The sequence below is a fragment of the Sphaerisporangium perillae genome (assembly GCF_023276435.1).
In the GTDB taxonomy this organism is placed as follows: domain Bacteria; phylum Actinomycetota; class Actinomycetes; order Streptosporangiales; family Streptosporangiaceae; genus Sphaerisporangium; species Sphaerisporangium perillae.
In genome coordinates this window covers 1-24,776 of record NZ_JALLPO010000054.1, presented here as the reverse complement: position 1 = coordinate 24,776, position 24,776 = coordinate 1, and the positions used below count along the sequence as shown (strand labels likewise).

The following is a 24,776-nucleotide window of genomic DNA, read 5'->3' as shown; positions in this document are numbered from 1 at the left end:
GCCGATCCAGAACAACCGCCAGAAGATGCGCCACTGCGGGCTGTACTGCTCATCGATGATGTCCCATGTGATCAAGAAGCCGAGAAGTAGCGCTGCTGCCCCGCTAAGGCGGCGGTCGCAAACACGGTCCCGATGAGATCCTTGATCTTCCCCCAGGTGCTCACGTCTGCTTCCCTTCAAGCGAGCCATCCCCGAGATGTAGATGGGACGCTTGGTGCAGGACAGTGGTTGCCATTTCTAGTCCGCGGTCGTTGAGCAGGCTGAATCCGTCCACCATGGCCTTGGTGACCGCTCGATGGTGAACCGCCGACCGACGTCAACACTTACGCCTTCAACCGCACCGAGATCGAGACCATAACCGCAGGTCATCGGCCAGCGCGGGCGAATTTGGGTTTCGGCCAGCAGCACTGAGCTCATTGACACCTTCTGGGCGTATTGCACCATATCGGGCCCTTCTAAGGGACTTCTGCAGATGGCGCGGGCTAGATGGTGATGGTGACCTCGATGTCGCGGTGGCCGGCGATGCCATGGACGACCCCAGGCGGTACGCCGTAGGTATCTGTATCAATTTGTCGCACAGAGCGGTACCGTGCTTCTCCACAGACTCGAAAATCTCGGGATGCGGGCGGGATGGACGTCTTCAAGGTTCACAAACATCTAATCGCTGACCACGCAGTGGTCAGTTCGGGATTGGCCGAGAACCTGAACAGGCCGATCGAAGAGCATGCGAAGCGCCGCGAGGCAGTGAGTGGCCGATGGCCCGCCCCACATCTGCCACTGGCCTCCTGCTCGATGCAACGGGAAGGTAGCGGCTTGCTCCTCGTATGCACCCACGCCCGGGAGGAATTCACACCTACCGGCTACGGGTGGTCAGGCCAGCACCTCGCCCACGACATTCGCTGACCGGGAGGCGTCCGTGCCCTCATACAGTGGTGGCAACCGCTGGGTCGGCGTTGTTGCCTTGACCGAGCCGCCGATCGCTGTGCCTCTGCACAAAATGGCCGTGCTCCGGCTTGAGATTGAGCAGCTGGACCGTATCAGGATCTCTTCTCGACTGGAGGTTTCCAAACGCCGGTTCTGCCGGGTCCTTCAGCAATTGGGCGAACGACATGCGCTGTCCAACAATCTAGGGCGTGCTGCCTACTATTTCCACCTTGCCCAGGTCGTAAGCAGACAGGGAGCCGCTTCTGGTGAAGTACCCAGCTGGATTCTGTCGGAGATGGCAGACTTCATCAACGACCGAGACTCCAAGCAAGTGCGTACGACAATCAAGAACAGGACCCGGAGACAAATATCTCGGCCTCCAAACCGACCTCCCACCGCTGCGCCAGCATTCACGTATAGGCTGTACCATCACCCTGCCAGTCCATCGGTCAAACGAGAGATTATCGTTGTCGATAACTCAGATCATCCGAGGTTAGGTGACCCTGGTTCATGGGCTGATGCTATTCCGCTTAGCGAGGGGCTCGTCAAGTTTCTTGCCACGCATGGCTGGGATGTGCGTGACAACCCCGTGTGTGCCCGATGGCTCCGCATTGCGTCCATGCACAGGAGCTACCTTTACGAACGAGAGCGTTCGCTCTCGGCACAGGTGAACGCAAAGCTCTTGAATGCCTTGGAAGAAGCCGGGAAACGCTGGCTCAATCTCGCTCTACTGGACTGCTATCTAACCGATCATCAACCAGAGTCGGCTGGCAACCAAAGCACTACAGCGATCACTCTCCGTTCTGCCGCGGACAAGGTCGTGGACCAGGAATTCATGTCGTTCGGTGCCGTCCTCCTCGGGCGTGGGGAAGCTGTAGAGAGCGCGGCGCGACCGAGCAGATCCGCCTCTATGGGAGTCCGGCAGGTCATCGGTATACTCGCCCTCACGGGTGGAATCGCGACTGTTTACCGAATCGCCGAATCGGCGTACAGGCAGACCCGATCAACCGTGGAAAGCGAGAAGGACTGGCGAACCCTATTGGAGCAGCATGCTCAGCGCTATGGCCTGATGTGGAAATATATCGAGGATGGTCCCGATCACAACAGGTCATTCGAAGCGACGGTCAGCGACTCACGCGGTCGAAACGGCAAGGGACGTGGACCGTCCAAGAAGAGGGCAGCCCAGGAGGCTTCAGAGGCATTTGTTCGCCGATACTTCCCCTCAGCCCTGAGTCAACCTCATCCACAACAGACCCGTTCAAAGAATTCACCCCCGATGACTTACAAGAATCCGCCTGAGGAGCACTGGCAAGCCGTATACGACCTGCGACGGCTCTTCGAACTTCCTCAGGAGAGCGACGCGTGGCTCAGTCAGGCGCTTACTCATCGCTCGTGGACTTACGAGAACCGGCAGGTGGTTCTTTCCGCTCGGCAGCGAGACAACGCGTTACTCGCTCACCACGGATCCGTTATTCTCGACACGTTGTGCACTCATGAGCTCGTTCAAAGACTTGCGGCCACCAATCTTGCGCCGAACGAGGATGAGGCTCGCATGGGAACACCCAGCGCCGAATTCTGTGATGAGTTGTTTGATCAACTCAAGCTCAACGGCGCCGTACTTCTTGGCAAGGGGCAGGCAAGCAACCCGGATATCGCAAAGGCCGACGTAGCTCAGTCAGTGCTTGCTGTCGCGTGGCGATGCCACAGAGCGAGGATCCTCGAAAAGCGTCCAGAGGTACTGCACAGAATTCTCTCTAGCTACGCGCCAATCCATGACGGATTCACAAAGCTCACCTACATGAGCGCCATATACAATGTCGCGATCGACTCGGCTTTCTACGAGGAAGGCCCCGATCACGATAGGTCATATGCCGTGGATCTCATCTTTAAATCAAAGGGTCACACATTTACTCTCGAATGCGACTTCTATCACACCGGAAAGACGCGCGCGAAAATCGAGGCATCCAAGGAGGTCGTCTCGCTGCTCAGTTCTTACCATGAGAACGAGTCGGCGCTCTCTAAGACCGAGAGAGAATTGATATCTTTCTACGTCGGCCAACAGATTGCCAATACAGAGAATGTCGAACCGAGGAACCTTCAGCGCTGCATTCTTTCGGGACATCTCGGTCTTTCACACCTTGCAACCAGGGATCTGAACCTCTTCAAGAAGTGGGCTACAGCAACGAGTCGCATCCTCGGTAATCTGACAACTGATGACCAGGCGCATCTTACAAACTTCTATACGAGGTGCCTGGGAGAAATACAAAAAGGCTCTCATCCAATTACCCAAACACAACTGCACAGCCTGATCGGCTGGAGTGACTCCTTGGATCCCGAACAGGGCATCACGGTCATGGAAGATTCCACCTATGGCCAACTAAAAGAACTCGCCACCAGCTTTAGTGCAGCCAGCCTTGAGAATCAGAATGATATTTTCAGCGTTACAGCGACTCTCACCGAGAAGTATTCGATACCGCTCAACATCGAAGATGGATTTCAGGGGGACAAGATCCTTCTGAGCCTGAACGAAGCAACGGCCATAAGCGTACTTCTCGACACAGCGGCAAGAAAATCTATGACTTCAGCGACGACTGTTAGTCTTGGCTCCGCACCCGGTGGAGCACTCGTTCTTATCAGCGCCCAACAGGATGATTTTCAGGTGAACATTGGTCCTGTAGCCGAACTCCTGGCCGAGATCACGCCCACGCTGACATGTTTCCTCAACGAGCACGACATCCTGATCAAGGTAGCCACCGAAGGGGAAATCGACCTCGCTGACACGTCCCCCATCGAGCAGGCGGGATTCGCGGCACTTCGCGCATCTGCCGAGGGGAGCAATTTACTACACCAACTCCGCAGCCATATACCGCCTCTGTACGAACAGATTGCGATCTTCGAATCGGCTCGAATGGCTTCCCTGGATGCTGATAGAACCAATCGCTACCGGCGCCTAGTGGAAGCCAGCGAGGCGCTCGATGCTGCGCGAGCCCACACCAGAGCCCTCAAGCAACTTGCTGCCAGGCTGTAGCTTATCGGCGACGTACTACTGTCACACTACGTTGACTCTCTCGGCGCCGATCAACAGACGTCGTCAGGGCCGGCCACGTGTGGGCCGATCCACAACGACTGGGACATGTGCGCTTCCCCGCGTAGGGCCGACACCTACGGTGGCGCAGCCGCATCAGCGGGAGCCTGTCACCGGCGAGTTCACCTTCGACGTAGCCGAACTGGCCGTGATACCGCACGTGGACCCCGGCCAGTTGGGGCCAGTGCTGCTTGGCGTGCAGCGTAAGCCGCTGGGCCAGGGAGGTCTTGGTCGAGGCGGGGATGACGGGCATGACCGCCATCTTGCCCGTTCGGCGTGTTGTTGGCCCACTATCAGCGCATTACTGGGCAAAGTGGGCGGGTCACCTCACGATGATCCGCCGTAGAAAGCCCCTCGGTTGTCCCTCTGCCGCGCACGCCCGATCGCCCTGACCGCCTGCGAACGGCGGCGACTCAAACAGATCGCCTACTCCCACACCGCCGGCGCCGCGATCCGCTACACCGCGATTGTGGATCCGCCCAGCCTCGCCGAGTTCCAACACCGCACCGGCTTCCGCGGCGGCGACAACTAATCGGCCGTGTCGAGGTGGGCGGCTCAGTCGCGGTCGAGTTCGAATTGGATCATGGAGGTCCCGACAGCTGCCAGGTCGGCAATGGTCGGGTCGTATGATCGGGCGACTTTAAGGCCGAGGACGAACGGGGACGTCCCGTTGTCCAGTGCCTTGCGCAGGGCGGTACCCACCTGTTCCGGTGTGGCGTGGAGCAGGACGCCGTGGCCGCGGTGAACCTGACCGCGGTGCGTGACGGTGACAGGCGCGCCACCGGTGAAGTTCAGCCGCCAACGTCGGTGGGTGAACGCCATCGGGACTCCGTCGATCATATGAAGGGCCACGGGAACCCGGACCACGCGACCGCTGCGTCTGCCCACGAACTGCAGCAGCATCATCGCGCCGATGCGTCTGCCCAAGCGGCGAGACGCGAGAACGCGCCGCACCAAGGGATTGATCATGCGCATGAGGGCAGGGGGTGGCGGGCTCAGCCGTACTCTTGGCGAGGGCGGTGCCGGTCGGCCCGCTCTCTGCAACCCTGTTACCTCACCCGGATTGTGTTGTTGGCTGGTCATCGTTCGTCCTTCCTTTCTGCTGGTCGACCGCCTACGCCCGGGGAGTCGGGGATGGGCGCCGGCCGGCCGTCGCGCAGGATCGAGATGGCGTACCTCCATGACCCGTCATGGCCGCGTCGAGCGACGTTGATGACGCCGTCGCCGAGCAGCAGCGCGGTGTCGCGGGCCTGGAAGATCCGGCGTGGGTGGGCCACGTACCCACGCTGGTGCTGCCACAGCAGCGCGGCCACCCGCGGGATCTCGTCGGGGCCGCGGATCTGCTGCGCGGGTTGGCCGGTGACGAGCACGCTGCCGCCGTCGAACAGTCCGGCGACCGCCTCGGCATCGCGCAGGAGCAGCGCATCCTCCAGGAGCGTCTCCAGCTCTTCGGGTGTTTGCCCGCCGACGGTCATGGCAAGCGGCTAGAACGCGAGGCCGTGACGCGCGACGATCGGGAACGTGCGGTCGAAGTCCAGGTCGCAGTGGTACTGGGCCGCCATACCGGCCAAAGTCTGCGGGTCCGGCGGGGCGGTGAAGTGCTCGAACGAGCGGAATAGCTCTTCCAGACCTGCCGTGGAGATGATCTCCAGGACGGCGGCGGGTTCGTCGCCAGCGTTCCAGAAGGTGTGCCACTGCCCCTGCGGTTTGAAGATCAGGTCGCCGGGACCGCCGACGACCTCCTCATCGCCGAGCACCGCGCCGATCCGCCCCGACAGGACGTAGGTGTACTCGTCCTCGTCATGATGGCGGTGCATCGGGGCAGCAAGAGCCTTGGGCTGGAACAGGTGCTGGACGAGCGCGAACCGTCCACCGGTCTGGCCGCCGTCGATCATGAAACGGTTCGACACGCCGCCAAGACCCGGGACGATCCTCCCGTCGCCCGCTCCCAGGACGCGTACCCCCGTTGAAACTTTCACCTGCTCGGTCATCGATCCTCCCTAGCCCGGTTGGTCATCGGCGACGCTACGGCGGGTCAAACCAACCGGGTATTCCAGAAAGGTGGTATCTACCAACCCGTCGGCGGTGCCTACAATTCTTGGTGTGAGGGACTCCGCGCGGGAACGGGCGATCGACAAGATCGCCCGGCTGGCCCGCCGGCCGCACGACCTGGTGACCTTCTGGCAGGCGTCGACCGAGGTCCTGGCCGGCAGCGTCGGCTACTACTGGACGCCGTGCTGGTACACCCTCGACCCGGCCTCGCTGCTGATCACCAGCCACTTCCACGACGGCATGCCGGAGTTCCCGGCCGAGTGGCTGGCCAACGAGTACTACGCCGACGACGTCAACAAACTCGTCGACGTGGCACGCTCCGACACCGGGATCTGCACCCTGCACGAGGCGACCGGCGGCGACCCGTCGGGCAGCCCCCGCTGGCAGCAGAACATGACGCTGGGCGGGGACCAGGAGCTGATCGCGCGGCTGCGGTCCCGATCGGGTGAGGTGTGGGGGGCGCTGGGCCTCTACCGGCAGCCAGGGCAACCGCTCTTCGACGACGCGGACAAACAGTTCGTGCTGGCGTTGGCCCCACACTTGGCCGAGGGCGCCCGCCGGGCGCTGCTGGTCGGCGAGGCCACCGATCCGGAAGGGCCCGACGCGCCCGGGCTGCTGATCCTCACCGAACGTTGGGAGATCGAATCCACCACACCCGGGGTAGAGCGGTGGCTTTCCGCGCTCCCCGACGGCGACTGGGGCGCTGGACGCCTCCCAGCAGCGGTCGTATCCCTGGCTGGTAGAGCCATGCGCACGTCCGAAAACCCCAGTCAGCCGGGCGAGATCGCGGTGTCGCGGGTCCTCTCGCGCGGGGGCACCTGGGTGGTCCTGCACGGCGCCTGCCTTGTCTCCGACGGTTCGCGGCGGGTGGCCATCATCGTGGAACCGGCCCACCCCGCCCGCATCTACCCCTTGCTCATGTCCGCATACGGCTTGACCGACCGCGAGCGGGACGTGACCAGGCTCATCCTGCAGGGCAGCTCAACCGCACAGATCGCTGCGGAGCTCGTGGTGTCGGCACACACCGTGCAGCAGCACCTCAAGAACATCTTCGAAAAGACCGGAGTGCGTAGCCGCCGCGACCTGGTCGCAAAGGTTTTCTTCGCACACTACGAACCACGCTTCCGCGACAACGAACACCGCACCATCGACAACAAACCCCTCCGCGGCGGCCCAAAGAGCCGCTAGCCGGCACCACCTCCGACGACGGGAGACCGGCCCGCACGGCCCAAAAGATCATGCTTCCGGCTCGTCACAAGGCTTCAAACCCAAGCGCACATACCGCAGTGCTGCTCGTGCGGCACGGCGACCATGCCCGATGGGTGCTCCTCTGTACGGGTACGGGGTATAGCTCAAATGTCAGCACCAACTCAGCACCGCGCTGGAAACGACGGGGACGAACAAGGAATAACGAGCATTTTGCTGTTGGAGCTCGGACGCGATTCGAGGGGTGATCGGTCCGTCGGGGCCGCCGGACGATCACTGCGCTAGGGCGCTGACGTGCGGAAACGTTACTGGACGGGCAGGCCGGTGACCGCGCGGCCGATCAGCAAGCGTTGGATCTCGCTGGTGCCCTCGAAGATGGTGTAGATCTCTGACGCAGCATGCGGCGACTTGGGGCAATGCCTTGATCATGCCGCTGACCACGGCTCGCGCCTTCGGCCACCTTTCGCCGTTCAGCGCTGCCTTTCGCCGTTCCACGGAACAGCGACGGAACAACCGCCACGTGCCCCCGTGCCGGCTCCGGCCTGTCGACCAGGCGTTGTTGCCCACGCCTGAGCATGGCCACGCGCCAAACTGTCGTTGCCCGAGTCTCTCCATCCGCATGGATGGTCGGCAGGACCACTCAAATCAACCCACATGGTTCCGTGGTGGTCGGTACAGTCCCTTCATGGACCGCGTCTCCCTCGTCGCCGCCGCAGAATGGGCCTGGTTGGGCCTGAATGACGACAACTGGATCTCCATCGGCAGCGGCGGCGTCGCCCTGGGCGGTGCCGTCGCTGCGGCGATCTACGCCAGAGGCTCGAAGCGCGCCGCCGAACGGTCTGCAGACGAGGCCGCGGCGATCTCGAAGATCGAGCGGGACCGCCAGCGTGACGAGCGTGAGCAACTGCACCGCCAGCTCCACCCCACCGATCAGACGAAGATCGAGGCGCGCCTAAATGGCACCTCAGGTAGGCGAAGCCTGTTCGGCACCATCACCGTGAACCGCGAGTACCGGGCGGACGCGGTGGCCATGCTGGATGAAAAGACGACCACGCCGATCGCCAATCTGCCGCTGCTCCTCCGCCCGAACGAGGAGTACGGGTTCCACATCGAACACTGGCCCGAGGGCCGGAAGGCACCGCAGACGCAACGTCTCCGGTTCAAGTTCTGGCCGCCGATCGCAGAACTGGATGACGTCGACTGGACGTGCCCATGCGGCCGGCCACTCGCTAGGGAGGAGACGCAGGAACACCGAGCTCACTGGGAGGTCATCCTGCCGATTTACTTCAAGCAGGCGCCCAAGGTTCGCGGTTTCTAGCCCCAACAGGGGCTACAACGGGGACGGCTGGCCCGTTCTCCTTCGCTTCGCAGCCTCTAAATCATCGCACTGGACCCCCAGGACGTTGGAGTAGGCGTTTTCGCAAGCCAACGGCTTTCAGGTAGCTCCGGCCGACGTCTGATGACGTGCGGCTTGCTCGACTGCACGCAAGACGTGTGGTCCCCACCTGGTCCCCGTGCGGGACCGCCTCACCAGCAGTCTGCTTGACGATGTAGATCCGTGCTGATCACTGGAAGAGGTCCAGCCTGTCCCGTGCACGTTGCCTGTCCTCGTCGGTGAAAAGCTCCGTGAACTCTTCCTTTAGCACGTGCGCCTCCACGGTCAGATCGAGTCGGCCATGGCTCCGCAGAGTTTCGAAACCGTCCGAGATCTGGTCGCTCCACAGGAGTTGCTTCGCAGTCGCGAGTCCCCCGCGTTCCGAGACCATCTGGACAAAGCGCGTCGCGTTGTACCCGAGATCGCGCTTGGCGGTCTGATAGATGTCCACCATCGCACGGTGGAACCGACGCTCCGTCTCGTTCACGCTCCTCCTTCAGCCGCCCTGTGCCCGCGTGCAAGCTCCCGCATTCTCGAGCAGGCGTAATGCCCCGCGCCGCTGAAATGGCCCCGCGTCGGGCCGTCGTTGTGCCCTAGTCTCTCTCCATCCGCACGGACCCGGTAGGAGAATCGATGGACGCTGCTGAACTCCTGGAGCCTGACAAGTTATGGCGTGCCGACCCGGTGCTGACTCGGCCCAGCCAAATCCCTGCCGCTGCTGGGGTCTATGGGTGGCACTTCGACCAATCACCCGATCCGCGGTTGCCCGCCGGCCGTCTCCTCTACGTCGGCATCGCCCCACGCCGGATGGCGAACCGGGCAAGCAGGCAGAACCTGCGCACGAGGGTCCGCTACCACTACCGCGGTAATGCCGAAGGTTCCACCTTGCGGCTCACCTTGGGCTGCCTGCTCGGGCTCGAACTACGCCGTGTGGGTAGCGGGAAACGCCTGACCTTCGGGCGGGCCGGGGAGCAGGAACTGACGGCTTGGATGGCCGAGCATGCTCACGTGTGCTGGTTCGAACATCCCCAACCCTGGCTCGCCGAGTCCGAGCTGATCAGACAATTAGATCTCCCGCTCAACCTCGATCAGAACCGGCGCCACCACTTCCATGCCTACCTGAGCGATCTCCGAGCAACCGCACGGGCTCGCGCCAGGGGGCTACCCGTCGCCTGGTGACGATCTCTCAAGGTCGAGCCGATGGCTCTACAGGCCCCAATAGGTAGCGCTCCTACGTAGCAATGACCTGGGGAAATGCCGCTTAACTCGGTATGCCTGGCGTTTCGCAACGTACACGACGCGCGCTGTCGTCCTCGAGCACTGAAGGGTGGCTTCAGACTTATCTATTGCGATATCGTGCAGCCTCACCCTGCAAAGGATTAGACATGGTTTGGGCGTATTTCTGGGCTGCAATCTTAGGTGGTGTCCTCCTCAGTGTGGTGGTCGAACAGACTACCGGCTACGCCCCCTGGGGTTGGGGGGCTGTTGGCGCCGTGCTCGGAATTACCGCTGTGGCTGCCTTTCACGCCCTCTACCTGCAGCTACGTCCAGGCCGCGAGATAAGACGAGGTGTCACGCCCAAAGTCTCCCGAATGCTATTGCCGACATTGTCGAAAGGGGATCTTCATACGGATTACGGCACCCTGCTGCACTATGGTGACGCGGCCGTCATGATCCAACAAAACGGGGGAAGAAGCCTTACAACCAGGCCGCGACCTCAACAGGATCAGAGCATAGCCGAGATCGTTCGTGTTGTTGCTTGCCTATCGCTGTGGATCAATACGCTGGGGCAGGCGGCCCGCAGGGAGACTGGGGTGGCTCTCCAAGTGTTGCTAGAAGACCTCAGTCGTACGACCGACGAGGTGCTCGCGGCTCCGACGTGGGAGAATCTTCGTGTCACTTACCTAAACCGTCTTCCACCGGTTAGCAAGTTCGTGTCGGCATCCGTATCCGTATACGTTTCCCCACAGTCCGACATCGTCGCACATTGGCAGAATTTGCACACAAGCCCAACAGACTCCACGACATTACGGAGGCTTGCGTGCGCGATGCTTGAGATAGTGATTACGGAGATGCGAACAGTCCAAGGGTGCCAAATGGTCACCGTAGGATGCGCCGCTCTCACCAGTTGTGTATCGCGTGATCCATCGTGTCTGGCGAATAAGGTGACCGAGGCCAAGCTACTCAACGATGTGTATCACTTCGCCCAGCAGACTACGAGTGCCGGATAAGGCCTGAGCAGGTCAGCCGACGAGGGGGCAGCACAGGCTTGCCATGTGCCCTCGATGTGCCCGGCGCTCTGCAGCCAACCGTCTCCCTGGGGGTCCATCTCCTCGTCGGGCAGGCGTAGCCATGCAGGGCCGACCACTCGGGGTCATGCCGTCCTTCGCGTGTTCCAAGACCCCCGTCGCTGCCGCCACTCCCCCCGCCGCCTGGATCGGATGCCGAAAATCGACATCCGATTGCTTGGTTGGATAGTCGCATCCAATGTTGACATAGGGGACGGTTCATGGGTACGGTCTGCCGAGGAAGATCGTGATCTACTGGAGGCAACATGACCACGCCGACTCCCCCGGCCTCCCCCTCGTGGACCCTCAAGCCCGGGCGCCCCGTCGAGCGCAAGAAGCTTCACGAGGACTTCGGCGGGCGCACTCAGGGCGGCATCGGCCCGTCCAGCCGCACCCTGAACGTCTTCATCTTCACTGACCCGATCGCGGGCGAGAAGCACGGTTACTTCGACGGCTGGATGCCGGACGGCCTGTTCCACTACAGCGGCGAAGGGCAGCACGGCGACCAGAGGATGATTTCCGGCAACGCGAGCATCCTCAACCACCGACAGGAGGGGCGCACACTACGCGTCTTCCAGGGCGCCCGCGGAACCGTTACCTACCTCGGCAAGTTCGAGGTGTACGACAAGGACCCGTGGTACGAGGCGGACGCTCCGGAGAGCGGCGGCGGCCCGCTGCGTCGGGTCATCGTCTTCCGGTTGAAGCCGCTTGACACCGACCCTCAGCCGCCGCAGACCAAGCTGGCCCGTCTGCTCGCCGCAGCCAACAACACCGAGGCTGAGGATCAGGTGCAGGATCTGCCTCTGGAGCAGCAGCTCACGGAGCGCAGCTTCGTAAACCCCGCCCAGGAGCCATACGAGGCCGAGCGGAAGGAAGCCAGCCTGGTGCAGGCCCTGGCCGACTACTTGCGTGGCCAGGGGCACACGGTAAGCCGGCACCAGATGCTGCCCAGGGGGGAGACACGGCCGCTGTTCACCGACCTGTACGACCAGGACCTGAACCTCCTGGTGGAGGCGAAGGGCAGCGTCACCCGTGAGAACGTACGCATGGCGATCGGTCAGCTCGCCGACTATGGCCGCTTCCTCCTGGATGCTACCCGGGCGATCCTGCTACCGACTGAGCCTCGCTCCGATCTACTCTCGCTCGCCCACAGTCAGAACATCCTGGTCATCTGGCCGATCAAGAGCGGCTACGACACCAGCAAGGCCGATTTTACCCTCTAGGTGTGAGCTCGAGAGCCGCGTGCTCCCTGGTCAGGGGTAGCCAACCCGGGCCTAACCTCTACGCGCATCACCCCAAAATCAGAAAGGCCGGTCCCGCTAAGCGGAACCGGCCTCTGACGTCTGTGAAGCTATGGATTTGAACCCCTGACCCCTTCGATGCGAACGCTGGTTGAGCGTGCTGTGCAGAACAAGAGGGTGCCACCAGGTGCCGTCAGGTGTAGGGGCTATGCCGACCGGTGACCTTCGAGACGGCCCTGCGTTAGCGAATCTGCTGACTTTTCACTGACTCCGGCTTCCCCAACGTCATCTGTCTATGGTCTGCCGAGGACGACACAGAACGGCCCCCGGCGGCACCTGCTGGGGGCCGTTTGCAGGTCCGGCCGAGGTCAGCAGATCTTGTAGTCGTACCGCGTCGAGTTATACGAGCAGGAGTCCACCAGCGTGCTGGACGCGTTCCGCAGGTACGCGGTGTCCTTGGCCTGGTTCCAGATGTAGGCGAGAGTTCCCCCGCTCCTGCCCCAGTAGCGGGTGGTGGCGGTGTTCGTACCCTTGCCGGTCCGCACGGTGACCGTCTTGCCGGCTCCCAGGGTGAACGTGCCGAATGTGTAGACGTGATCCGACCGGTTCGTCTTGTCGCGGAGGTTCCAGCCCTTGAGACTGACGGCCTTCTTGGTCGTGTTCTTGATCTGTACGTACTCGCCGTTCAGGCTGCTGTTCGCGCCAGAGTCCGGCGAGCCGGGCGAGTCGTAGTAGATCTTGGTGATCTGAATGGCCGGGCCCGCCGCATAGGCGGGCTGGGAGACCACGACCACGCCAGCGGCCAGCACGGCAGCCATCAGCAGAGATCGGATACGCACAGGGACACTCCTGAGGTGGGCGACATGATCCGAATCGATCATATTGGTAGCATTTAACCCTGATTGACCGTTCCTGTATCGGTTTGGCATCTGATGAGGCTTTTGCGTGCCGGACGTTCATGGGGAAGATCGGCCTGGTGCGCGCCGCCAGCATCGGCACACGACGCGCAGGGAAGGCACGCCCCTCGTTGACGGCTCGCCGCTCTGCGCGGGCGGTGGATGCGGGCCGCTAGGCTCTCCCCATCCACACGGACCCGGCGGGAGATGCGATGGATGCTGCTGAGCTCCTAGAGCCCGGCAAGTTATGGCGTGCGGACGAGGTACTGACCCGGCCCAGCCCTATCCCTGCCGCTCCTGGCGTCTACGGGTGGCACTTCGACCAGTCGCCCGATCCGCAGTTGCCCGCCGGCCGTCTCCTTTACGTCGGCATCGCCCCGCGTCGGATGTCGACCGGAGCGACTACGCCAAACCTGCGTACCAGGATTCGCGATCATTACCGGGGCAATGCGGAGGGCTCGACCTTACGGCTCACCCTAGGCTGCCTTCTCGGGTTCGAACTGCGCCGTGTGGGTAACGGCAAGCGCCTGACCTTCGGACAAGCCGGAGAACGAGAACTGACGACCTGGATGGCCGAGCATGCCCGCGTGTGTTGGTTCGTACACCCGGAACCCTGGATTGCCGAGTCCGAGCTACTCGCCCAACTGAACCTCCCGCTCAACCTCGACCAGAACCGGCACCACCACTTCCACACGTACCTGAGCGACCTCCGAGCATCCGCGCGGGCTCGCGCCCGGGGGCTGCCCATAGCATCTTGACGATCTATCAAGGTCGAGCCGACGGTTTACAGACCCACCACCAAAGCGCTCCGACCAGGTCGAACATTGCCCAGAGCTGCCGACTGGGGCACCGGATGGGCATGACCAAGCATTCACAGCCTCAGGACAAGAGCATTAGTCTCCGCCGGTTCTCACTCGGTTGGCCACCCGAGCCCGGATGGTGCGCGATGGGCGGTGTCTCTTAGCTCGTCGCGGTCTGCCCTCCCGGTGGGCAGTCCAAAGGCGCCGGCGAGGTTCGCGTGGGTGAGGTTCGCCCTGGTGAGGTTCGCCCTGGTGAGGTTCGCACCGTCGAGGTTTGCCTTGGTGAGGTTCGCACCGTCGAGGTTCGCATTAGTGAGGTTCGCGCCGAAGAATGCCGCGCCGCCTAGGTTCGCCTGGTAGAGGATCGCGTCGGTGAGGTTCGCCCGGTAGAGGATCGCGTCGGTGAGGTTCGCCCGGTAGAGGATCGCGTCGGTGAGGTTCGCCTCGTAGAGGTTCGCGCCGGCGAGGTCCGCGTCGGTAAGGTTCGCACCGCTGAGGTCCGCCTCGTGGAGGTTCGCGGCGATGAGGTTTACGCCGATGAGGTGCGCGTCAGTAAGGTCCGCGCCGGTGAGGTTCGCGCCGTCGAGGTCCGCCTCGTGGAGGTTCGCGGCGATGAGGTTTACGCCGATGAGGTGCGCGTCAGTAAGGTCCGCGCCGGTGAGGTTCGCGCCGTCGAGGTCCGCGTAATCAAGGTCCGCGTCGGCGAGGTCCGCGCCGGTGAGGTTCGCGCCGCGCAGGTTGACGGGCTGGTCGTGGCTGGCGATGCGACGGCTGATCACGGTGAGGGCGGCTTGAAGATCCGTGCGAAGCCCCCGCTTTGGAGGTCTTGCGGCTTTCTCCTCGCCCGACTTGTCGCCTCCGTCGACATCGTGGGAGTGCTCGCGGACGAAGGCGGTCAGGACTTCCATGACGGTGGGGTGGTCTCGCGTCGAGTCGTGGGCGATTCGCTCCAGTGCGTAGATGCCGCCTAGGCGGATGTCGAGTTTGTCAGAGCCGAGTTGTTCAATGGCTTTGGTGTAGCGGTCGGTGACATGGCCTTGCTGGCTAAGCTGGAAGCTCCGGCGCGCGGTGTCGGCGTTGCGGGCGCTGTAGTACACCGCCACCAGCGCGACCAGTCCAGTGGCGATCGTGAGCGCTCGCCCGCGGATCGCATCCAACGCACCAGTGAGACTTGAGGGAGTAGCAACAGCGGCCCTTGCCAGTGAGATAGCAGGGGTAGTCGGCCTCGTGCGCTGCGCGCTGCCGTCGATTTGTCGCGCTCAACGCTGAACTACGTCGCCGGACTGATCCGCCGGCGACGCAAGATGATCGGGTCGACCTGGCGGCTGCTCAACCCGGGACAGCAGGCGTTGCTGGTGCTGGTCCACCTACGCAAGGGCGAGACGTTCACCGAGCTCGCGGCGGGGTTCGGGGTGTCAACGGCGACCGCATGGCGGTATGCAGGAGGCGGTGATGCTGCTATCGGCACGCTCACCCAAACTCGGGCAGGCGTTGCGGAAGGCGAAGAACGACGGGCTGCAGTACCTGGTGCTGGACGGCACGCTCATCCGCACCGATCGAGTGAAGGCCGACCGTCCGTACTTCTCCGGCAAACACCGCGTACATGGGATGAACGTCCAGGTCATCGCCTCACCGGACGGGACCGTCCTGTGGACCTCTGGGGCTTTGCCCGGCAAGACGCACGACCTGAGCGCCGCCCGGATCTGGGGCATCCTGCGCGCGCTGGAGCGAGCCGGGATCCTCATCCTGGCAGACAAGGCCTACCAAGGAGTTGGAGGCATGGTCGCCACCCCCTACAAGGGCAAGAACAAGCCCGAGTCCCAAAAGCAGGCCAATCGGTCACACGCACGCCTCCGCGGCCCAGGCGAGCGTGCAAACGCCCAGCTCAAAAGCTGGCGCATCCACCGTAAGCTCCGCTGCAGCCCCAGCCAGGCCGGACATCTATGCAAGGCCATCGCCGTCCTTCAGAACCACCAGCTCGTCCGAGGATGAAAAGGGCTCAGTGTTTCCTCACGTCCGCTTACACCCTGAAGATCTCCCCAGCAAAGGGCCGACAGATGGGTGGAGCTGGTGCGCGGCGGCACACGGGTGCGGTCACCCCGACCAGATCCGGCACCACCCCCGCTTCCATGCCTATCTAAGCGAAGTCCGAGCATCTGCACGCCTCGTGCTCGGTTCTCCCCGTCATCGTTTGATAGTTGCTCAGGCGCCAGCACCCTTGACCGCAGGAGGTTACAGAGGGGTTTTCCCAGCTCAACGACCCTCGGGGGCAGCAATGGACAAGGTCTTGTCACATCCGGCTTACGGGGTGCGGTGAGCAGCTGAATCTTGTGGCCGCCCTTGCATGTAACCCTTATATATCCTTTTGCCTATTGGTTCATCTTGGCGCCTGTGTGGCACAATAGAATGATGATCTCGCTGTACAGATCCGACTAAATCAGGACAAAATGGACGCAGCACAGATCACCGCACTTTGGATAACTTTTGCCACGGCGGCCGTACAAACGTGGCTAAAGGCAACTTCTCGCCCACCCACAAATGGAAGGCGAGTGGCATTTATAGCGGAGGATTTCGTCCTTTGGGTGGAATGGATGGGATCGGCCGTTGTTGCATTTATCATTTTCTTCGGCACAACCAAACCTGGCGAGAGATTTTTCGATCCAAATTCTCGACAATTGGCGATGGGCGGACTCGTGCTATGCTCTCTCGTATTTCCTTCGCTGTTCCACGACTTCTTGTATCGAAATGACGGGAAACTTAACATATACAACGCCGCCGGCAGAGGTGTAATGTGGGCGCACGTGCAAGGAAAATTTTGGCCAATAGGCTGGTGGCGGATTATACTGGTCGATTTACTCGCATTTATTGTCGTATTAGCAGCTGTTACCACTGGGGTTGGTGCCGATGGCTAGGAGACCCCGTCCGGGCCTCACCCTGCTCGCACTGCAATTGAGTGCCGCCACCGCGGGTGTAATGCTCTCGATTCTGGGCATAACTTCTGAAGCCGGCGCGGGGAGTGGCATACTCCTTATTTCTTTAGCCGCAGCCGGATTAGTTCTATTTCTATCACTCGCATTTGGGTTCTGGCGCCAGAGATGACAGATAAATCTCTCAGCTAGCCTGCAAGGTGTTCGATCCGTTGGCCCCTTCCACGGTGACTGGTTGCCCTACGGCAACGATCACGGTTCGCTGCCCTGCACTCCTATGACCACTCAGCTGCGAGAAGGGTTCACCAACGTCCGCGTACGTTCAGCGGTGTCCACCCTCGTTGTCACTCGCCCAAGTCACCGGGTGGCCGCGTTGGCCAGGGGTAGAGCACACACCCGTCTGGGCCGCCTCTCGTATCTGCCTGATCTCCTCTTCGCTGCATGTACACCTAAGATGCTGGCCTGCGAGCCGCATTCCCTTCCGTATCAGCCGGCCCGCTGACGTTTCGCCGACTCGGACCACTGCTGACCGGAGTGTTGCGCTATCACCGGACGCGTCCCCGCAGCGCACGTTGTAGCCTGCGGCTGTGCCCGATAGATCCCTGTCCCCAAGGTCCAAATTCAAGATCTCTATCTTTCTGAGCTATCCGAAACCGTGCAACTCTCGTCAAGAGGCGTTCGTCGAAGCACTCTGCGGCTATCTCGATGACCGCGGCTTCGCGCCCCGAACTCTGGGCGTGACGGACTACGACATGGACGCTCCCCTGAAAGCAATCCGTCGTTTGATGATCGAGTCAAACGCTTTGATCACGGTTGCCTTGCGCCGGACGTACATCGAGCGGGCCATCGGGAACCACATGACTGACCTGGCGAACCATCCTAGCTACGCCATCGCCGACCAATGGCTCACGAGCCCGTGGTCGCACATTGAGCCAGCAATGGCCTTCCAACTCGGCCTGCCCATCCTGATCCTCCGGGAACGCGGCGTGATCGCTGACGGCATACTGGAAAAGGGTGTCTTGGGTACCTACATGCCCGAGTTCGACACCTCGACCCCCGTGAATGACTACTTCGACTCGCCCGAGTGGCGAGACCTGATCTGGAAGTGGGAGGGCCAAACCCGGAAGGTGGTTGAAACTAAGGGCAACCCCCCAAAGCTGTACTGACTCATGTCGCCTACCCGCGCCTACAGCTTTACTTAGCTGCAGGTGAGGAGGGTCATCTCCTCGTCGGGCAGGCGTAGCCATGCCGGGCCGGCTGCCCGGGGTCAAGTCGTCCTTCGCGTGTTCCATGTGTCCCGGTCGCCGTTCCTCGCGCGCTGGTTGTCCTGCGGTCACAGGACGGCTTGACCCTGGGCGGACGGTCTGGCATCCCTGGTGGTGACCGACGAGGAGATGGACCACCCCACAACCCGCACCATTTGCACGACCTCCCCCATCTCTGAGGAGGGCCGGGGTTTGGGGCGGAGCCCCATGCTCGTTCCTCCCTCCCCTTCCCCCTCCATCTTCTCCTTCGCTTCGGCGTCTGCCGTGCTCTCCGAGTCGTGATGTCCGGCTCCGGCTCAGCTCTGGTGCCTTGTCCCTCCCTTCACCTCCTGGAGAGAACCCCATCGGCACCAAGCAAATCGGCAGCCGCCATCACCACCGCGTCGCTTGCGGCGCGGGGGCGCGCCGACCGCGGGCGGACCGGCCGAAGAGCCGCAGCCGCCAGCGGGCGAGCGCGGCCCCCGAACCCTCAATGGAGTTCTGGGCAGGTCTTTGGACATGTAGGCCGTGAATGGCATCAAGGGCTGCGCTGTGCCCACAACCCTCCTCGACCCCTGGTGTCCCGGGATCGACACCTCACCGCCGGCTCAACCCCTCGCCGTACCCTCATCCCCTTCTCGGCGGGGTTCCCTCCTGCGAACCTCCTGCTTCCTCGCTCAGCGTCCGCAAGAGCCCCTCCCCCTCTCATCTCTCTACCTCTTCACCACGTTCCCTGGCCTGAGGCGGCGCCACTGCCGCGAGAGCGGCGGCTTGAAGACGTACGGAAACTGGTAACAGGTTGGGCCTCGGGTGCCAAACCGACTACAGCAATCGCGTCCCGTCGTGGACACGTACGAACGGGCCGTCGTGGCGGAGAGCGTCAAAAACGCGGATCGCGCGGGCTTCGGGCATCCGCTGTTCCACTTCATCGAGCGTGAGCCATGCGGATTCCAGGGCTTCTTCGCTGGGTTTCGGGTTACCGCTGATGGGGTGGCATCGGAAGGTGAGTGAGACGACGCCAAGGTTCATGTTCTTGTAGACGCCCGTCAGGACGTCTGGCTTGACCTGGACGCCTGTCTCTTCGAGCACTTCTCGGACCACGGCATGGTCCGGCGTCTCGTCCAGCTCGACAATGCCGCCTGGTGGTACCCATCGCCCGTCGTCCTCTCGCTGAATAGCGAGCACGCGCCCATCTGGGTGGAAGACGACGGCAGTGACACTGACGGAGTGCCGTGGAAGATCGGCCATGTGGATCTCCTATCCCGCCGTCCATTCGTAGGACAGGCGCCACTGTTGGCTCGGAAAGACATTGATGACCGTCTCTGCGGGTGTGTCCTCGGCGGTGTACGCGATGCGGGTCACTTCGAGGATCTGCTGAGCTTCGGTGAGGTTGAGGAACTCCGCCTCTTCGGGGGTGGGGTGACGTGCCTCGATCTCTTCGACAAAGCGTGTGATCCGGTGCCCACGCTCGGCGAGCCGGCGGTAAAGGCCCGTTGGCCCGGTGTCGGGCAACGCGATGCTCTCGTCGCCGGCGACAGTGAGCGGCATGTACGACGTCGCGAGCTGGACGGGGCGATCTCCCACGAACATGTGTCGCTTCCTCATCACGACTGGGTCATCTTCGGGGATCGCGAGTCGTTCCGCGACTACGGGCGGGGCCGGAACCGTCTTCAGCTCTACGAGTGGCGATCGAGGTTCGAGGCCGGCCTTGCGCATCTCCTCGGCGAAGCTGCTGCCGTTGGCGTCGCCGCGGGGTATCCGGCGTACGCGCTTGACGGTAGGCACCTCCTGTACGAACGCACCCCGTCCGTGCTCGACCCGGACCAAGCCCTCGGCGCGCAGTAGAGCGATCGCACGATTGATCGAGGTCTGGTTGAGTCCATACCTCTTGGCAAGCTCAGGCTGGCTTGGGAGGGCTTCACCCTGCGGGTAGTCCCCTCGCTTGATGGCGTTGCGCAGCTCGTCCGCCACCTGGCGGTAACGGGCTCGCGGGGTCTCCACGTTCACATCACGGCCCCTGCCTCGACTTATGACTTGTCTCAGATGCTACCGCGTGGCTCCCACCCGCTGATTTCGCCGTACGCCTTGCTACTTATGACATATGTGTTAAGCTGCCAGGGCAGTCGAACTTATGACACATCTCAGAAGGAGGAATCATGCGCAACATCCCGGTGGATCTGTCGGGTCTGTCGTTCACGGTGACCGGTGAGCCGGAGCCGAAACTGGCTGACCGCGCTACGGGTGAGGTGAAGAAGAATGTCGAGGGCGTGGATCTGTACACGATCGCGCTGCTGCCCAAGCCGAACGACGACCGGCGTAACCCGGTCATCTCGGTCACGTTCCCCTCGGCGACGTTCCCGGACATCCCGGAGGGGGTGAAGGTTCGTCCGGTGGGGCTGTGCGCCTTCTACTGGACGATGAACGGCCGCTCGGGGCTGGGGTTCCGCGCGGAGGCGATCCGCCCGGCAGCCGAGAACGTCTCGGCCTGATGGGCATCGTCGGCCGTACCTATCTGGAACGGGGTGAGCCAGTGACGGTCCTGATCCAGTGGGGGCCGGGTGGTGGCCCGCGGAACGTCCTGATCCGTCGCGCGGACGGGCACCAGGTGGTGCGCCCGTTTCGGGGGCTTCGTCGCCCGCCAGAGTCGGCGCCTGCGATGGACCCGCTGTTCTGATCGTTCGATCCCCGGAGCGGCCTGCTTGGCGGCTTCGCCGCTCCGGGGCCCCAATCCCACCTGCAAAGAGAAGGAAAGGAGGAATCCAGTATGACCGACTTCCTGATTCACGCCGGGCTGATCGTCGTCGCGGCGGTCGTCGCTCTCAAGGTATGGCGTCGGTTGCACACGGTGTCGTTCTGGTTGGTGCTGGGCTTCCCGCTCAAGGCGCTCGCGGTGTACGGCACCTGGCGGGCGGTGTCCTCGGGCTGCGGTCTGGCTCGGCGTCGCCGGCGGTGGCGCTGGACGCTCCCCGGTTTCCCCGGAATGGGGCGCTGACCATGGCATCCCCTTCGTGGTCCTGGGACCAGATCAACAAGGAGCTTGCCGGGCTGTCACCGCAACAGGCTGACTGCGCGCTGGCCTGGCTCGCCGATCACGACGCCGAGAGCGTCACCGCGGCGGTCCTGTATGCGAAGGAGGCGTGCCGGTGAAGACCATGATGGTCAAGCAGCGTCGCACGATCCGCCGCGTGGAGGTGGAACGCTCGCCGCGGCTGGGGTTGATCCGCCCGACCCGGCTCGGTTTCCGCGTCTCGGTCAGGTTGCACGACGGGCAGACCCCGGAGGACTACACGCGGGTGCTGGACAAGCTGGCGCACGCCTGGAAGGTCCACGCGGTGCGGCTGGCCTCGTGGAAGCCGGGCAAAGTCGTCCTGTTGGCGACGCTGGTGGATCCGCTGGAGCATGTCACGTTGCCGGTGCTGTCGGATGGGCTGCTGCGGGTGCGGGTCGGGCTGCTGGACACCGGGGCGCCGTTCGTCATCGACTTCCGCGCGGTGCCGCACTGGCTGAACGTGGGTGCGACGCAGTCGGGTAAGTCCAACCTGGCCAACGCGCTGATCGTGGGGCTCGCCCCGCAGCCGGTCGCTTTGGTGGGGTTCGACCTCAAGGGCGGGGTGGAGTTCACCCCGTATGAGGCGCGCATGTCCGCGCTGGCGACCGAGCGGGCCGAGTGCGCTGAGCTGCTGGCCGAGCTGATCGGCATCATCATGGCGCGGATGGCGTTGTGCCGGGCGCATCGGGTGAAGAACATCTGGCACTCGCGGCTGCCGGAGTCCGAGAGGCCGGTGCCGATCGTGGTGCTGGTGGACGAGGTAGCCGAGCTGTTTTTGATGGCGGACAAGAAGAAGGAGCAAGAGGAGGTCTCGGCGGTCGCCACCCGGCTGCTGCGGATCGCTCAGCTCGGCCGGGCGTTCGGCATCTACCTCAAGGTGTGCGGGCAGCGGGTCGGCTCCGACCTCGGCCCTGGGGTGACCGCACTGCGCGCTCAGCTGACGGGGCGGATCTGCCACATGGTCAACGACGAGGAAACCGCCAAGATGGCGCTCGGTGACATGGACCCCGGCGCGCTGGTCGCTGCCCGGCAGATCTCCCCGGCCATGCCCGGCACCGCCGTGGTGATCGGCTCTGAGGGGCGCTGGCACCGGATGCGTTCGGTGCATGTCACCGAGGAACAGGCCGAAGCCGCCGCAGCGACCTACGCGCACCTGGCGCCGTCGTGGGCGCGGCTGACCGGCAACGTTGCCGCGGCCGGCGACCTGGACGAGGTCGACATGGAGGAGTTCACCGCTCCGGACCTGGAAGACCTCCCGGTCTAACCGCTCCCCTGCTGAATGGGCCTGGCGTGAGCCCTGATCACGCCGCCTCCCTACCAGCTCATGCCCGAAAAGACGGGCTGCCCTTGCGTGAAAGGACGAACGTCGATCATGCGTCGTCTGCGCTCGCTGCTGGCCGATTCCGGGCCGGTGCTCGTGCTCGCCGGTATCGCCGCGGTGGGCTCGTTCGACCACATCAGCCACTTGGCCGCCAAGCACGGTCAGAGCTCGTGGCGGTCCTGGGCGGTCGCGGTGTGCATCGACCTGATGTGCGTGATGGCCGCTCGGGAGATCCAGCGCGACAAACGTACCCGTCGCACTCGGCGGGGGCCGATCTCCTGGCCGTCGCTGGTGCTGACCGGCGGCATCGTGCTCACCCTGGCCGCCAACCTCGCCGAAGCCGAACCCAACCCCTGGGGCTGGATCCTGGCCGCCACCCCTGCCGGGGCGTTCCTGATCGCCATGTCGATGCTCGAACGCCGCGCCGGTGACCACGCCGGCCCGCCCGCGGTCGTTGACGCCGAACTAGTCACCGAACAAACCGCCGACTCCGGCGCCGTGACCACGGCCAGCCAGCATGTGCCGTCGCTGGCGGCCGATACCGCACCGGCCCAGCTCGACCCCGTCCCCACGGTGCCAGACCTGCCGGCAGTAGACGCGGCGCTGCTGGAGGACGCCCGGTTCCTGGCCGGCGAACACGCCCGGCTGCACGACACCGCGATCACCGCTGATGACCTGGTGCGCCGGCTACGCATCTCCCCCGATCTGGCCGCCGAGGTGCTGCGGCGCCTCCTCGCATCGCAATCCGCCTGACCCTCCCCTGAAAGGACCTGCTGATGATGACCACCGACCCCTCCGCCCGTACCGAGTTCATCGCCGGCCTGCGCCGTCTGGCCGACTTCCTTGCCGCCAACCCGAAGGTGCCGATCCCCGCCTACGGCACCGACATCCAGGTCAACACCTTCGGCACCGACTCCGACAAGCGGGCCGCGGTGGACCGCATCGCCGAGTTGATCGCCTCCCCGGCCACCGACGGCACCACCTACGAGACCACCCGCGACTTCGGGCCGATCACCTACCGCGCGGCGGCGGTCTGGGATGACACCCTGCGGGACTGGCACGCGCTGGTCAGCTACGACGGCGCCGTGACCGCCTGAGACGGGGCGACCTTCGGTGATCCGCCGCCTGCTGGGCCGCTGCCTGCTGGTCTTCGCCCTGTTCTACCTGCTGACCCACCCCGCCTCGGCGGCCGAACTGGTCAACCACGCCGTGCACGCCCTGGGGGGCGCTGCCGACAACATCGCCGGCTTCGTCACCGGCCTGAACTGACCCGGAAGGAGGACCCCCTGATGTCCCTCCCCGACCCGCCCCCCGCCGACTACGACCCGGACGCCTGCCCCGACTGCCAGGGCACCGGGCAGGTGCTCACCGCTCAGGTGGTGCGCCGTCGTCTTCGCCGCCGCACCATCCAGTCCTACGCGCTGTGCCTGACCTGCTGCGGGACCACCTGATGAGCCACTACCAGCGCGCCGTCATCATCCCCGCGCACCGCTGTGCCACCTGCCAGGGCACCGGCCTCGACCACGAGCACGCCTGCTGCCGCGACTGCAACGGCACCGGCATCGACACCCACTGCTGATTACCCGTCCCGACCTCCCATCGCCAGAGAGGAGGTGAACCACGGTGAACCGCACCCGCATCCCGACCCGGACGCACATGTGCAGCAACTGCCACGGCACCGGAATCGACGCTGACAACGCCCGCTGCTCCTGGTGCAACGGCACTGGCATCGACACCTTCCGCTGACCCCCACAACGCCACGACATCAGAAAGGAGGACCACCAATGTGCCCCACTAACACCGCGGCGGGCTCGGTCTGCGGGCTGTGCCGCGGGCTCGGCACCGTGTGGAACCCCACCACCAACTGGACGCCCTGCCCGACCTGCAATGGCACCGGCGACACCCCGTAACCCGCGACGCCACCACGTGGCGGCTCACCGCCTGCCAGCCGCCACCGCCCCCGCGAGACCTCCCAATCGCCCTGGAAAGGAGACTGCCCCGATGTCGAACACAACCCGCCCGTGCCACCTGTGCGGCGGAGACGGCTCCCTGGCCTACGACCGCACCCGCCGCCCCTGCGCCGTCTGCAACGGCCGCGGCTGGCTCGACTAACCCGGCCCTCACAACCTCGGCTCACCTTCATCGACGCCACCACGGGGCGGCTCAAGCCTGGCAGCTGATTTCCGCCGCTCCCGTGGGGCGTCCCTTCGCCCTTCAAAGCAAAGGAGACACCAGTATGCCCACCTACCGCTGCGACATGTGCGGAGGAACCGGCCTGCGCCGCGGCCTGGTCAAAACCCGCCCCTGCCCCCGCTGCAACGGCACCGGAAGGGTGACCACCTGATGCCCGCCCACCCCACCCCCCGGG

The 24,776-nt window shown here is 63.6% G+C and carries 28 protein-coding genes and 1 pseudogene; 21 read left to right on the top strand and 8 right to left on the bottom strand.

What is annotated here, in order from left to right:
* Nucleotides 1–916 precede the first annotated feature (916 nt).
* Both MYF83_RS36855 and MYF83_RS36850 read left to right on the top strand, forming a co-directional pair.
* Nucleotides 917–3,952 (top strand): putative dsRNA-binding protein, encoded by a 3,036-nt coding sequence (locus tag MYF83_RS36855; RefSeq protein ID WP_248965439.1) that lies wholly within the window; start codon nucleotides 917–919, stop codon nucleotides 3,950–3,952.
* A gap of 415 nt (nucleotides 3,953–4,367) precedes the next feature.
* Nucleotides 4,368–4,541, top strand: a complete 174-nt coding sequence (locus tag MYF83_RS36850) for a hypothetical protein (protein ID WP_248965438.1) — start codon at nucleotides 4,368–4,370, stop codon at nucleotides 4,539–4,541.
* Between the two features lie 23 nt (nucleotides 4,542–4,564).
* Here MYF83_RS36850 and MYF83_RS36845 read toward each other — a convergent pair whose 3' ends face one another.
* From MYF83_RS36845 to MYF83_RS36835, 3 genes are all read right to left on the bottom strand, one after another.
* Nucleotides 4,565–4,915 carry a hypothetical protein gene (locus MYF83_RS36845; RefSeq protein ID WP_248965437.1) on the bottom strand — a complete coding sequence of 117 codons (351 nt, stop codon included), beginning with the start codon at nucleotides 4,913–4,915 and terminating at the stop codon, nucleotides 4,565–4,567.
* A gap of 173 nt (nucleotides 4,916–5,088) precedes the next feature.
* Nucleotides 5,089–5,484 carry a Cif family virulence factor gene (locus tag MYF83_RS36840; RefSeq protein WP_248965436.1) on the bottom strand — a complete coding sequence of 132 codons (396 nt, stop codon included), beginning with the start codon at nucleotides 5,482–5,484 and terminating at the stop codon, nucleotides 5,089–5,091.
* Between the two features lie 9 nt (nucleotides 5,485–5,493).
* Complete coding sequence (locus tag MYF83_RS36835; protein WP_248965435.1) at nucleotides 5,494–6,000, bottom strand: cupin domain-containing protein; 507 nt, start codon at nucleotides 5,998–6,000, stop codon at nucleotides 5,494–5,496.
* Nucleotides 6,001–6,112: 112 nt separating this feature from the next.
* Here MYF83_RS36835 and MYF83_RS44040 point away from each other — a divergent pair, with 112 nt between their 5' ends.
* Together MYF83_RS44040 and MYF83_RS36820 are read left to right on the top strand one after the other, a co-directional pair.
* Complete coding sequence (locus MYF83_RS44040; protein ID WP_248965434.1) at nucleotides 6,113–7,249, top strand: helix-turn-helix transcriptional regulator; 1,137 nt, start codon at nucleotides 6,113–6,115, stop codon at nucleotides 7,247–7,249.
* Between the two features lie 703 nt (nucleotides 7,250–7,952).
* On the top strand, nucleotides 7,953–8,585 hold the full coding sequence (locus tag MYF83_RS36820; RefSeq protein WP_248965433.1) for a hypothetical protein: 633 nt from the start codon (nucleotides 7,953–7,955) through the stop codon (nucleotides 8,583–8,585).
* Between the two features lie 247 nt (nucleotides 8,586–8,832).
* Here MYF83_RS36820 and MYF83_RS36815 read toward each other — a convergent pair whose 3' ends face one another.
* Complete coding sequence (locus tag MYF83_RS36815; RefSeq protein WP_248965432.1) at nucleotides 8,833–9,129, bottom strand: hypothetical protein; 297 nt, start codon at nucleotides 9,127–9,129, stop codon at nucleotides 8,833–8,835.
* Between the two features lie 146 nt (nucleotides 9,130–9,275).
* On the opposite strand from MYF83_RS36815, the gene MYF83_RS36810 reads away from it, so the two are divergent.
* On the top strand, nucleotides 9,276–9,821 hold the full coding sequence (locus tag MYF83_RS36810; protein WP_248965431.1) for a GIY-YIG nuclease family protein: 546 nt from the start codon (nucleotides 9,276–9,278) through the stop codon (nucleotides 9,819–9,821).
* Nucleotides 9,822–11,196: 1,375 nt separating this feature from the next.
* Nucleotides 11,197–12,153, top strand: a complete 957-nt coding sequence (locus MYF83_RS36805) for an SRA domain-containing endonuclease (protein ID WP_248965430.1) — start codon at nucleotides 11,197–11,199, stop codon at nucleotides 12,151–12,153.
* 386 nt (nucleotides 12,154–12,539) lie between these two features.
* Here MYF83_RS36805 and MYF83_RS36800 read toward each other — a convergent pair whose 3' ends face one another.
* Entirely contained in the window at nucleotides 12,540–13,010 is a 471-nt protein-coding gene (locus tag MYF83_RS36800) for a lamin tail domain-containing protein (RefSeq protein WP_248965429.1), read from the bottom strand.
* Nucleotides 13,011–13,279: 269 nt separating this feature from the next.
* On the opposite strand from MYF83_RS36800, the gene MYF83_RS44610 reads away from it, so the two are divergent.
* Nucleotides 13,280–13,825, top strand: a complete 546-nt coding sequence (locus MYF83_RS44610; protein ID WP_372500348.1) for a GIY-YIG nuclease family protein — start codon at nucleotides 13,280–13,282, stop codon at nucleotides 13,823–13,825.
* Between the two features lie 152 nt (nucleotides 13,826–13,977).
* On the opposite strand, the gene MYF83_RS36795 is transcribed toward MYF83_RS44610, so the two are convergent.
* A complete protein-coding gene (locus MYF83_RS36795; RefSeq protein WP_248965428.1) occupies nucleotides 13,978–14,970 on the bottom strand; it encodes a pentapeptide repeat-containing protein in 993 nt (330 codons plus the stop codon).
* Between the two features lie 129 nt (nucleotides 14,971–15,099).
* On the opposite strand from MYF83_RS36795, the pseudogene MYF83_RS36790 reads away from it, so the two are divergent.
* From MYF83_RS36790 to MYF83_RS36780, 3 genes and pseudogenes are all read left to right on the top strand, one after another.
* Nucleotides 15,100–15,859 (top strand): annotated as a pseudogene (locus MYF83_RS36790) (transposase family protein).
* A 455-nt stretch (nucleotides 15,860–16,314) separates the two neighbouring features.
* Entirely contained in the window at nucleotides 16,315–16,779 is a 465-nt protein-coding gene (locus tag MYF83_RS36785) for a hypothetical protein (RefSeq protein WP_248965427.1), read from the top strand.
* 767 nt (nucleotides 16,780–17,546) lie between these two features.
* Nucleotides 17,547–17,960, top strand: a complete 414-nt coding sequence (locus tag MYF83_RS36780; protein WP_248965426.1) for a hypothetical protein — start codon at nucleotides 17,547–17,549, stop codon at nucleotides 17,958–17,960.
* Nucleotides 17,961–18,860: 900 nt separating this feature from the next.
* Here the strand turns inward: MYF83_RS36780 and MYF83_RS36775 are convergent.
* Nucleotides 18,861–19,286: an NUDIX hydrolase gene (locus MYF83_RS36775; RefSeq protein WP_248965425.1), complete on the bottom strand. Its 426-nt coding sequence runs from the start codon at nucleotides 19,284–19,286 to the stop codon at nucleotides 18,861–18,863.
* 9 nt (nucleotides 19,287–19,295) lie between these two features.
* A complete protein-coding gene (locus MYF83_RS36770; RefSeq protein WP_248965424.1) occupies nucleotides 19,296–20,045 on the bottom strand; it encodes a GntR family transcriptional regulator in 750 nt (249 codons plus the stop codon).
* A gap of 149 nt (nucleotides 20,046–20,194) precedes the next feature.
* Here MYF83_RS36770 and MYF83_RS36765 point away from each other — a divergent pair, with 149 nt between their 5' ends.
* The 11 genes from MYF83_RS36765 to MYF83_RS43360 all read left to right on the top strand — a co-directional run bounded on the left by MYF83_RS36765 (nucleotide 20,195) and on the right by MYF83_RS43360 (nucleotide 24,318).
* Nucleotides 20,195–20,527 carry an SCO3933 family regulatory protein gene (locus MYF83_RS36765; RefSeq protein ID WP_248965423.1) on the top strand — a complete coding sequence of 111 codons (333 nt, stop codon included), beginning with the start codon at nucleotides 20,195–20,197 and terminating at the stop codon, nucleotides 20,525–20,527.
* A gap of 275 nt (nucleotides 20,528–20,802) precedes the next feature.
* On the top strand, nucleotides 20,803–21,030 hold the full coding sequence (locus tag MYF83_RS36760; protein ID WP_248965422.1) for a hypothetical protein: 228 nt from the start codon (nucleotides 20,803–20,805) through the stop codon (nucleotides 21,028–21,030).
* Between the two features lie 2 nt (nucleotides 21,031–21,032).
* Complete coding sequence (locus MYF83_RS36755) at nucleotides 21,033–21,185, top strand: hypothetical protein (RefSeq protein ID WP_248965421.1); 153 nt, start codon at nucleotides 21,033–21,035, stop codon at nucleotides 21,183–21,185.
* 5 nt (nucleotides 21,186–21,190) lie between these two features.
* Nucleotides 21,191–22,351 carry an FtsK/SpoIIIE domain-containing protein gene (locus MYF83_RS36750; RefSeq protein WP_248965462.1) on the top strand — a complete coding sequence of 387 codons (1,161 nt, stop codon included), beginning with the start codon at nucleotides 21,191–21,193 and terminating at the stop codon, nucleotides 22,349–22,351.
* A 108-nt stretch (nucleotides 22,352–22,459) separates the two neighbouring features.
* On the top strand, nucleotides 22,460–23,161 hold the full coding sequence (locus tag MYF83_RS36745) for a DUF2637 domain-containing protein (protein ID WP_248965420.1): 702 nt from the start codon (nucleotides 22,460–22,462) through the stop codon (nucleotides 23,159–23,161).
* A gap of 23 nt (nucleotides 23,162–23,184) precedes the next feature.
* Nucleotides 23,185–23,505 (top strand): hypothetical protein, encoded by a 321-nt coding sequence (locus tag MYF83_RS36740; protein ID WP_248965419.1) that lies wholly within the window; start codon nucleotides 23,185–23,187, stop codon nucleotides 23,503–23,505.
* Between the two features lie 16 nt (nucleotides 23,506–23,521).
* Entirely contained in the window at nucleotides 23,522–23,677 is a 156-nt protein-coding gene (locus MYF83_RS36735) for a YjjA family protein (protein ID WP_248965418.1), read from the top strand.
* Between the two features lie 20 nt (nucleotides 23,678–23,697).
* Nucleotides 23,698–23,859: a hypothetical protein gene (locus MYF83_RS36730; RefSeq protein ID WP_248965417.1), complete on the top strand. Its 162-nt coding sequence runs from the start codon at nucleotides 23,698–23,700 to the stop codon at nucleotides 23,857–23,859.
* The gene (locus MYF83_RS43370) at nucleotides 23,859–23,987 is read left to right on the top strand and encodes a hypothetical protein (RefSeq protein WP_279340577.1); all 129 of its coding nucleotides are present in this window, start codon (nucleotides 23,859–23,861) and stop codon (nucleotides 23,985–23,987) included. Before MYF83_RS36730 ends, MYF83_RS43370 begins: the two co-directional genes overlap by 1 nt.
* Before the next feature lie 44 nt (nucleotides 23,988–24,031).
* Nucleotides 24,032–24,154 (top strand): hypothetical protein, encoded by a 123-nt coding sequence (locus MYF83_RS43365; RefSeq protein ID WP_279340576.1) that lies wholly within the window; start codon nucleotides 24,032–24,034, stop codon nucleotides 24,152–24,154.
* A 38-nt stretch (nucleotides 24,155–24,192) separates the two neighbouring features.
* Nucleotides 24,193–24,318 (top strand): hypothetical protein, encoded by a 126-nt coding sequence (locus MYF83_RS43360; protein WP_279340575.1) that lies wholly within the window; start codon nucleotides 24,193–24,195, stop codon nucleotides 24,316–24,318.
* Nucleotides 24,319–24,776 lie beyond the last annotated feature (458 nt).

Excerpts from the sequence above, each read along its gene's own strand:
- MYF83_RS44610 (WP_372500348.1), top strand. The coding sequence starts at position 13,280 with ATGGATGCTGCTGAGCTCCTAGAGCCCGGCAAGTTATGGCGTGCGGAC.
- MYF83_RS36750 (WP_248965462.1), top strand. The coding sequence starts at position 21,191 with ATGATGGTCAAGCAGCGTCGCACGATCCGCCGCGTGGAGGTGGAACGC.
- MYF83_RS36730 (WP_248965417.1), top strand. The coding sequence starts at position 23,698 with ATGTCCCTCCCCGACCCGCCCCCCGCCGACTACGACCCGGACGCCTGC.
- MYF83_RS36840 (WP_248965436.1), bottom strand. The coding sequence starts at position 5,484 with ATGACCGTCGGCGGGCAAACACCCGAAGAGCTGGAGACGCTCCTGGAG.
- MYF83_RS36785 (WP_248965427.1), top strand. The coding sequence starts at position 16,315 with ATGGACGCAGCACAGATCACCGCACTTTGGATAACTTTTGCCACGGCG.
- MYF83_RS36775 (WP_248965425.1), bottom strand. The coding sequence starts at position 19,286 with ATGGCCGATCTTCCACGGCACTCCGTCAGTGTCACTGCCGTCGTCTTC.
- MYF83_RS36765 (WP_248965423.1), top strand. The coding sequence starts at position 20,195 with ATGCGCAACATCCCGGTGGATCTGTCGGGTCTGTCGTTCACGGTGACC.
- MYF83_RS36805 (WP_248965430.1), top strand. The coding sequence starts at position 11,197 with ATGACCACGCCGACTCCCCCGGCCTCCCCCTCGTGGACCCTCAAGCCC.
- MYF83_RS36760 (WP_248965422.1), top strand. The coding sequence starts at position 20,803 with ATGACCGACTTCCTGATTCACGCCGGGCTGATCGTCGTCGCGGCGGTC.
- MYF83_RS36820 (WP_248965433.1), top strand. The coding sequence starts at position 7,953 with ATGGACCGCGTCTCCCTCGTCGCCGCCGCAGAATGGGCCTGGTTGGGC.
- MYF83_RS43370 (WP_279340577.1), top strand. The coding sequence starts at position 23,859 with ATGAGCCACTACCAGCGCGCCGTCATCATCCCCGCGCACCGCTGTGCC.
- MYF83_RS36845 (WP_248965437.1), bottom strand. The coding sequence starts at position 4,915 with ATGATGCTGCTGCAGTTCGTGGGCAGACGCAGCGGTCGCGTGGTCCGG.
- MYF83_RS36780 (WP_248965426.1), top strand. The coding sequence starts at position 17,547 with ATGGACGCTCCCCTGAAAGCAATCCGTCGTTTGATGATCGAGTCAAAC.
- MYF83_RS43360 (WP_279340575.1), top strand. The coding sequence starts at position 24,193 with ATGTGCCCCACTAACACCGCGGCGGGCTCGGTCTGCGGGCTGTGCCGC.
- MYF83_RS36810 (WP_248965431.1), top strand. The coding sequence starts at position 9,276 with ATGGACGCTGCTGAACTCCTGGAGCCTGACAAGTTATGGCGTGCCGAC.
- MYF83_RS36755 (WP_248965421.1), top strand. The coding sequence starts at position 21,033 with ATGGCATCCCCTTCGTGGTCCTGGGACCAGATCAACAAGGAGCTTGCC.
- MYF83_RS36745 (WP_248965420.1), top strand. The coding sequence starts at position 22,460 with ATGCGTCGTCTGCGCTCGCTGCTGGCCGATTCCGGGCCGGTGCTCGTG.
- MYF83_RS36835 (WP_248965435.1), bottom strand. The coding sequence starts at position 6,000 with ATGACCGAGCAGGTGAAAGTTTCAACGGGGGTACGCGTCCTGGGAGCG.
- MYF83_RS36740 (WP_248965419.1), top strand. The coding sequence starts at position 23,185 with ATGATGACCACCGACCCCTCCGCCCGTACCGAGTTCATCGCCGGCCTG.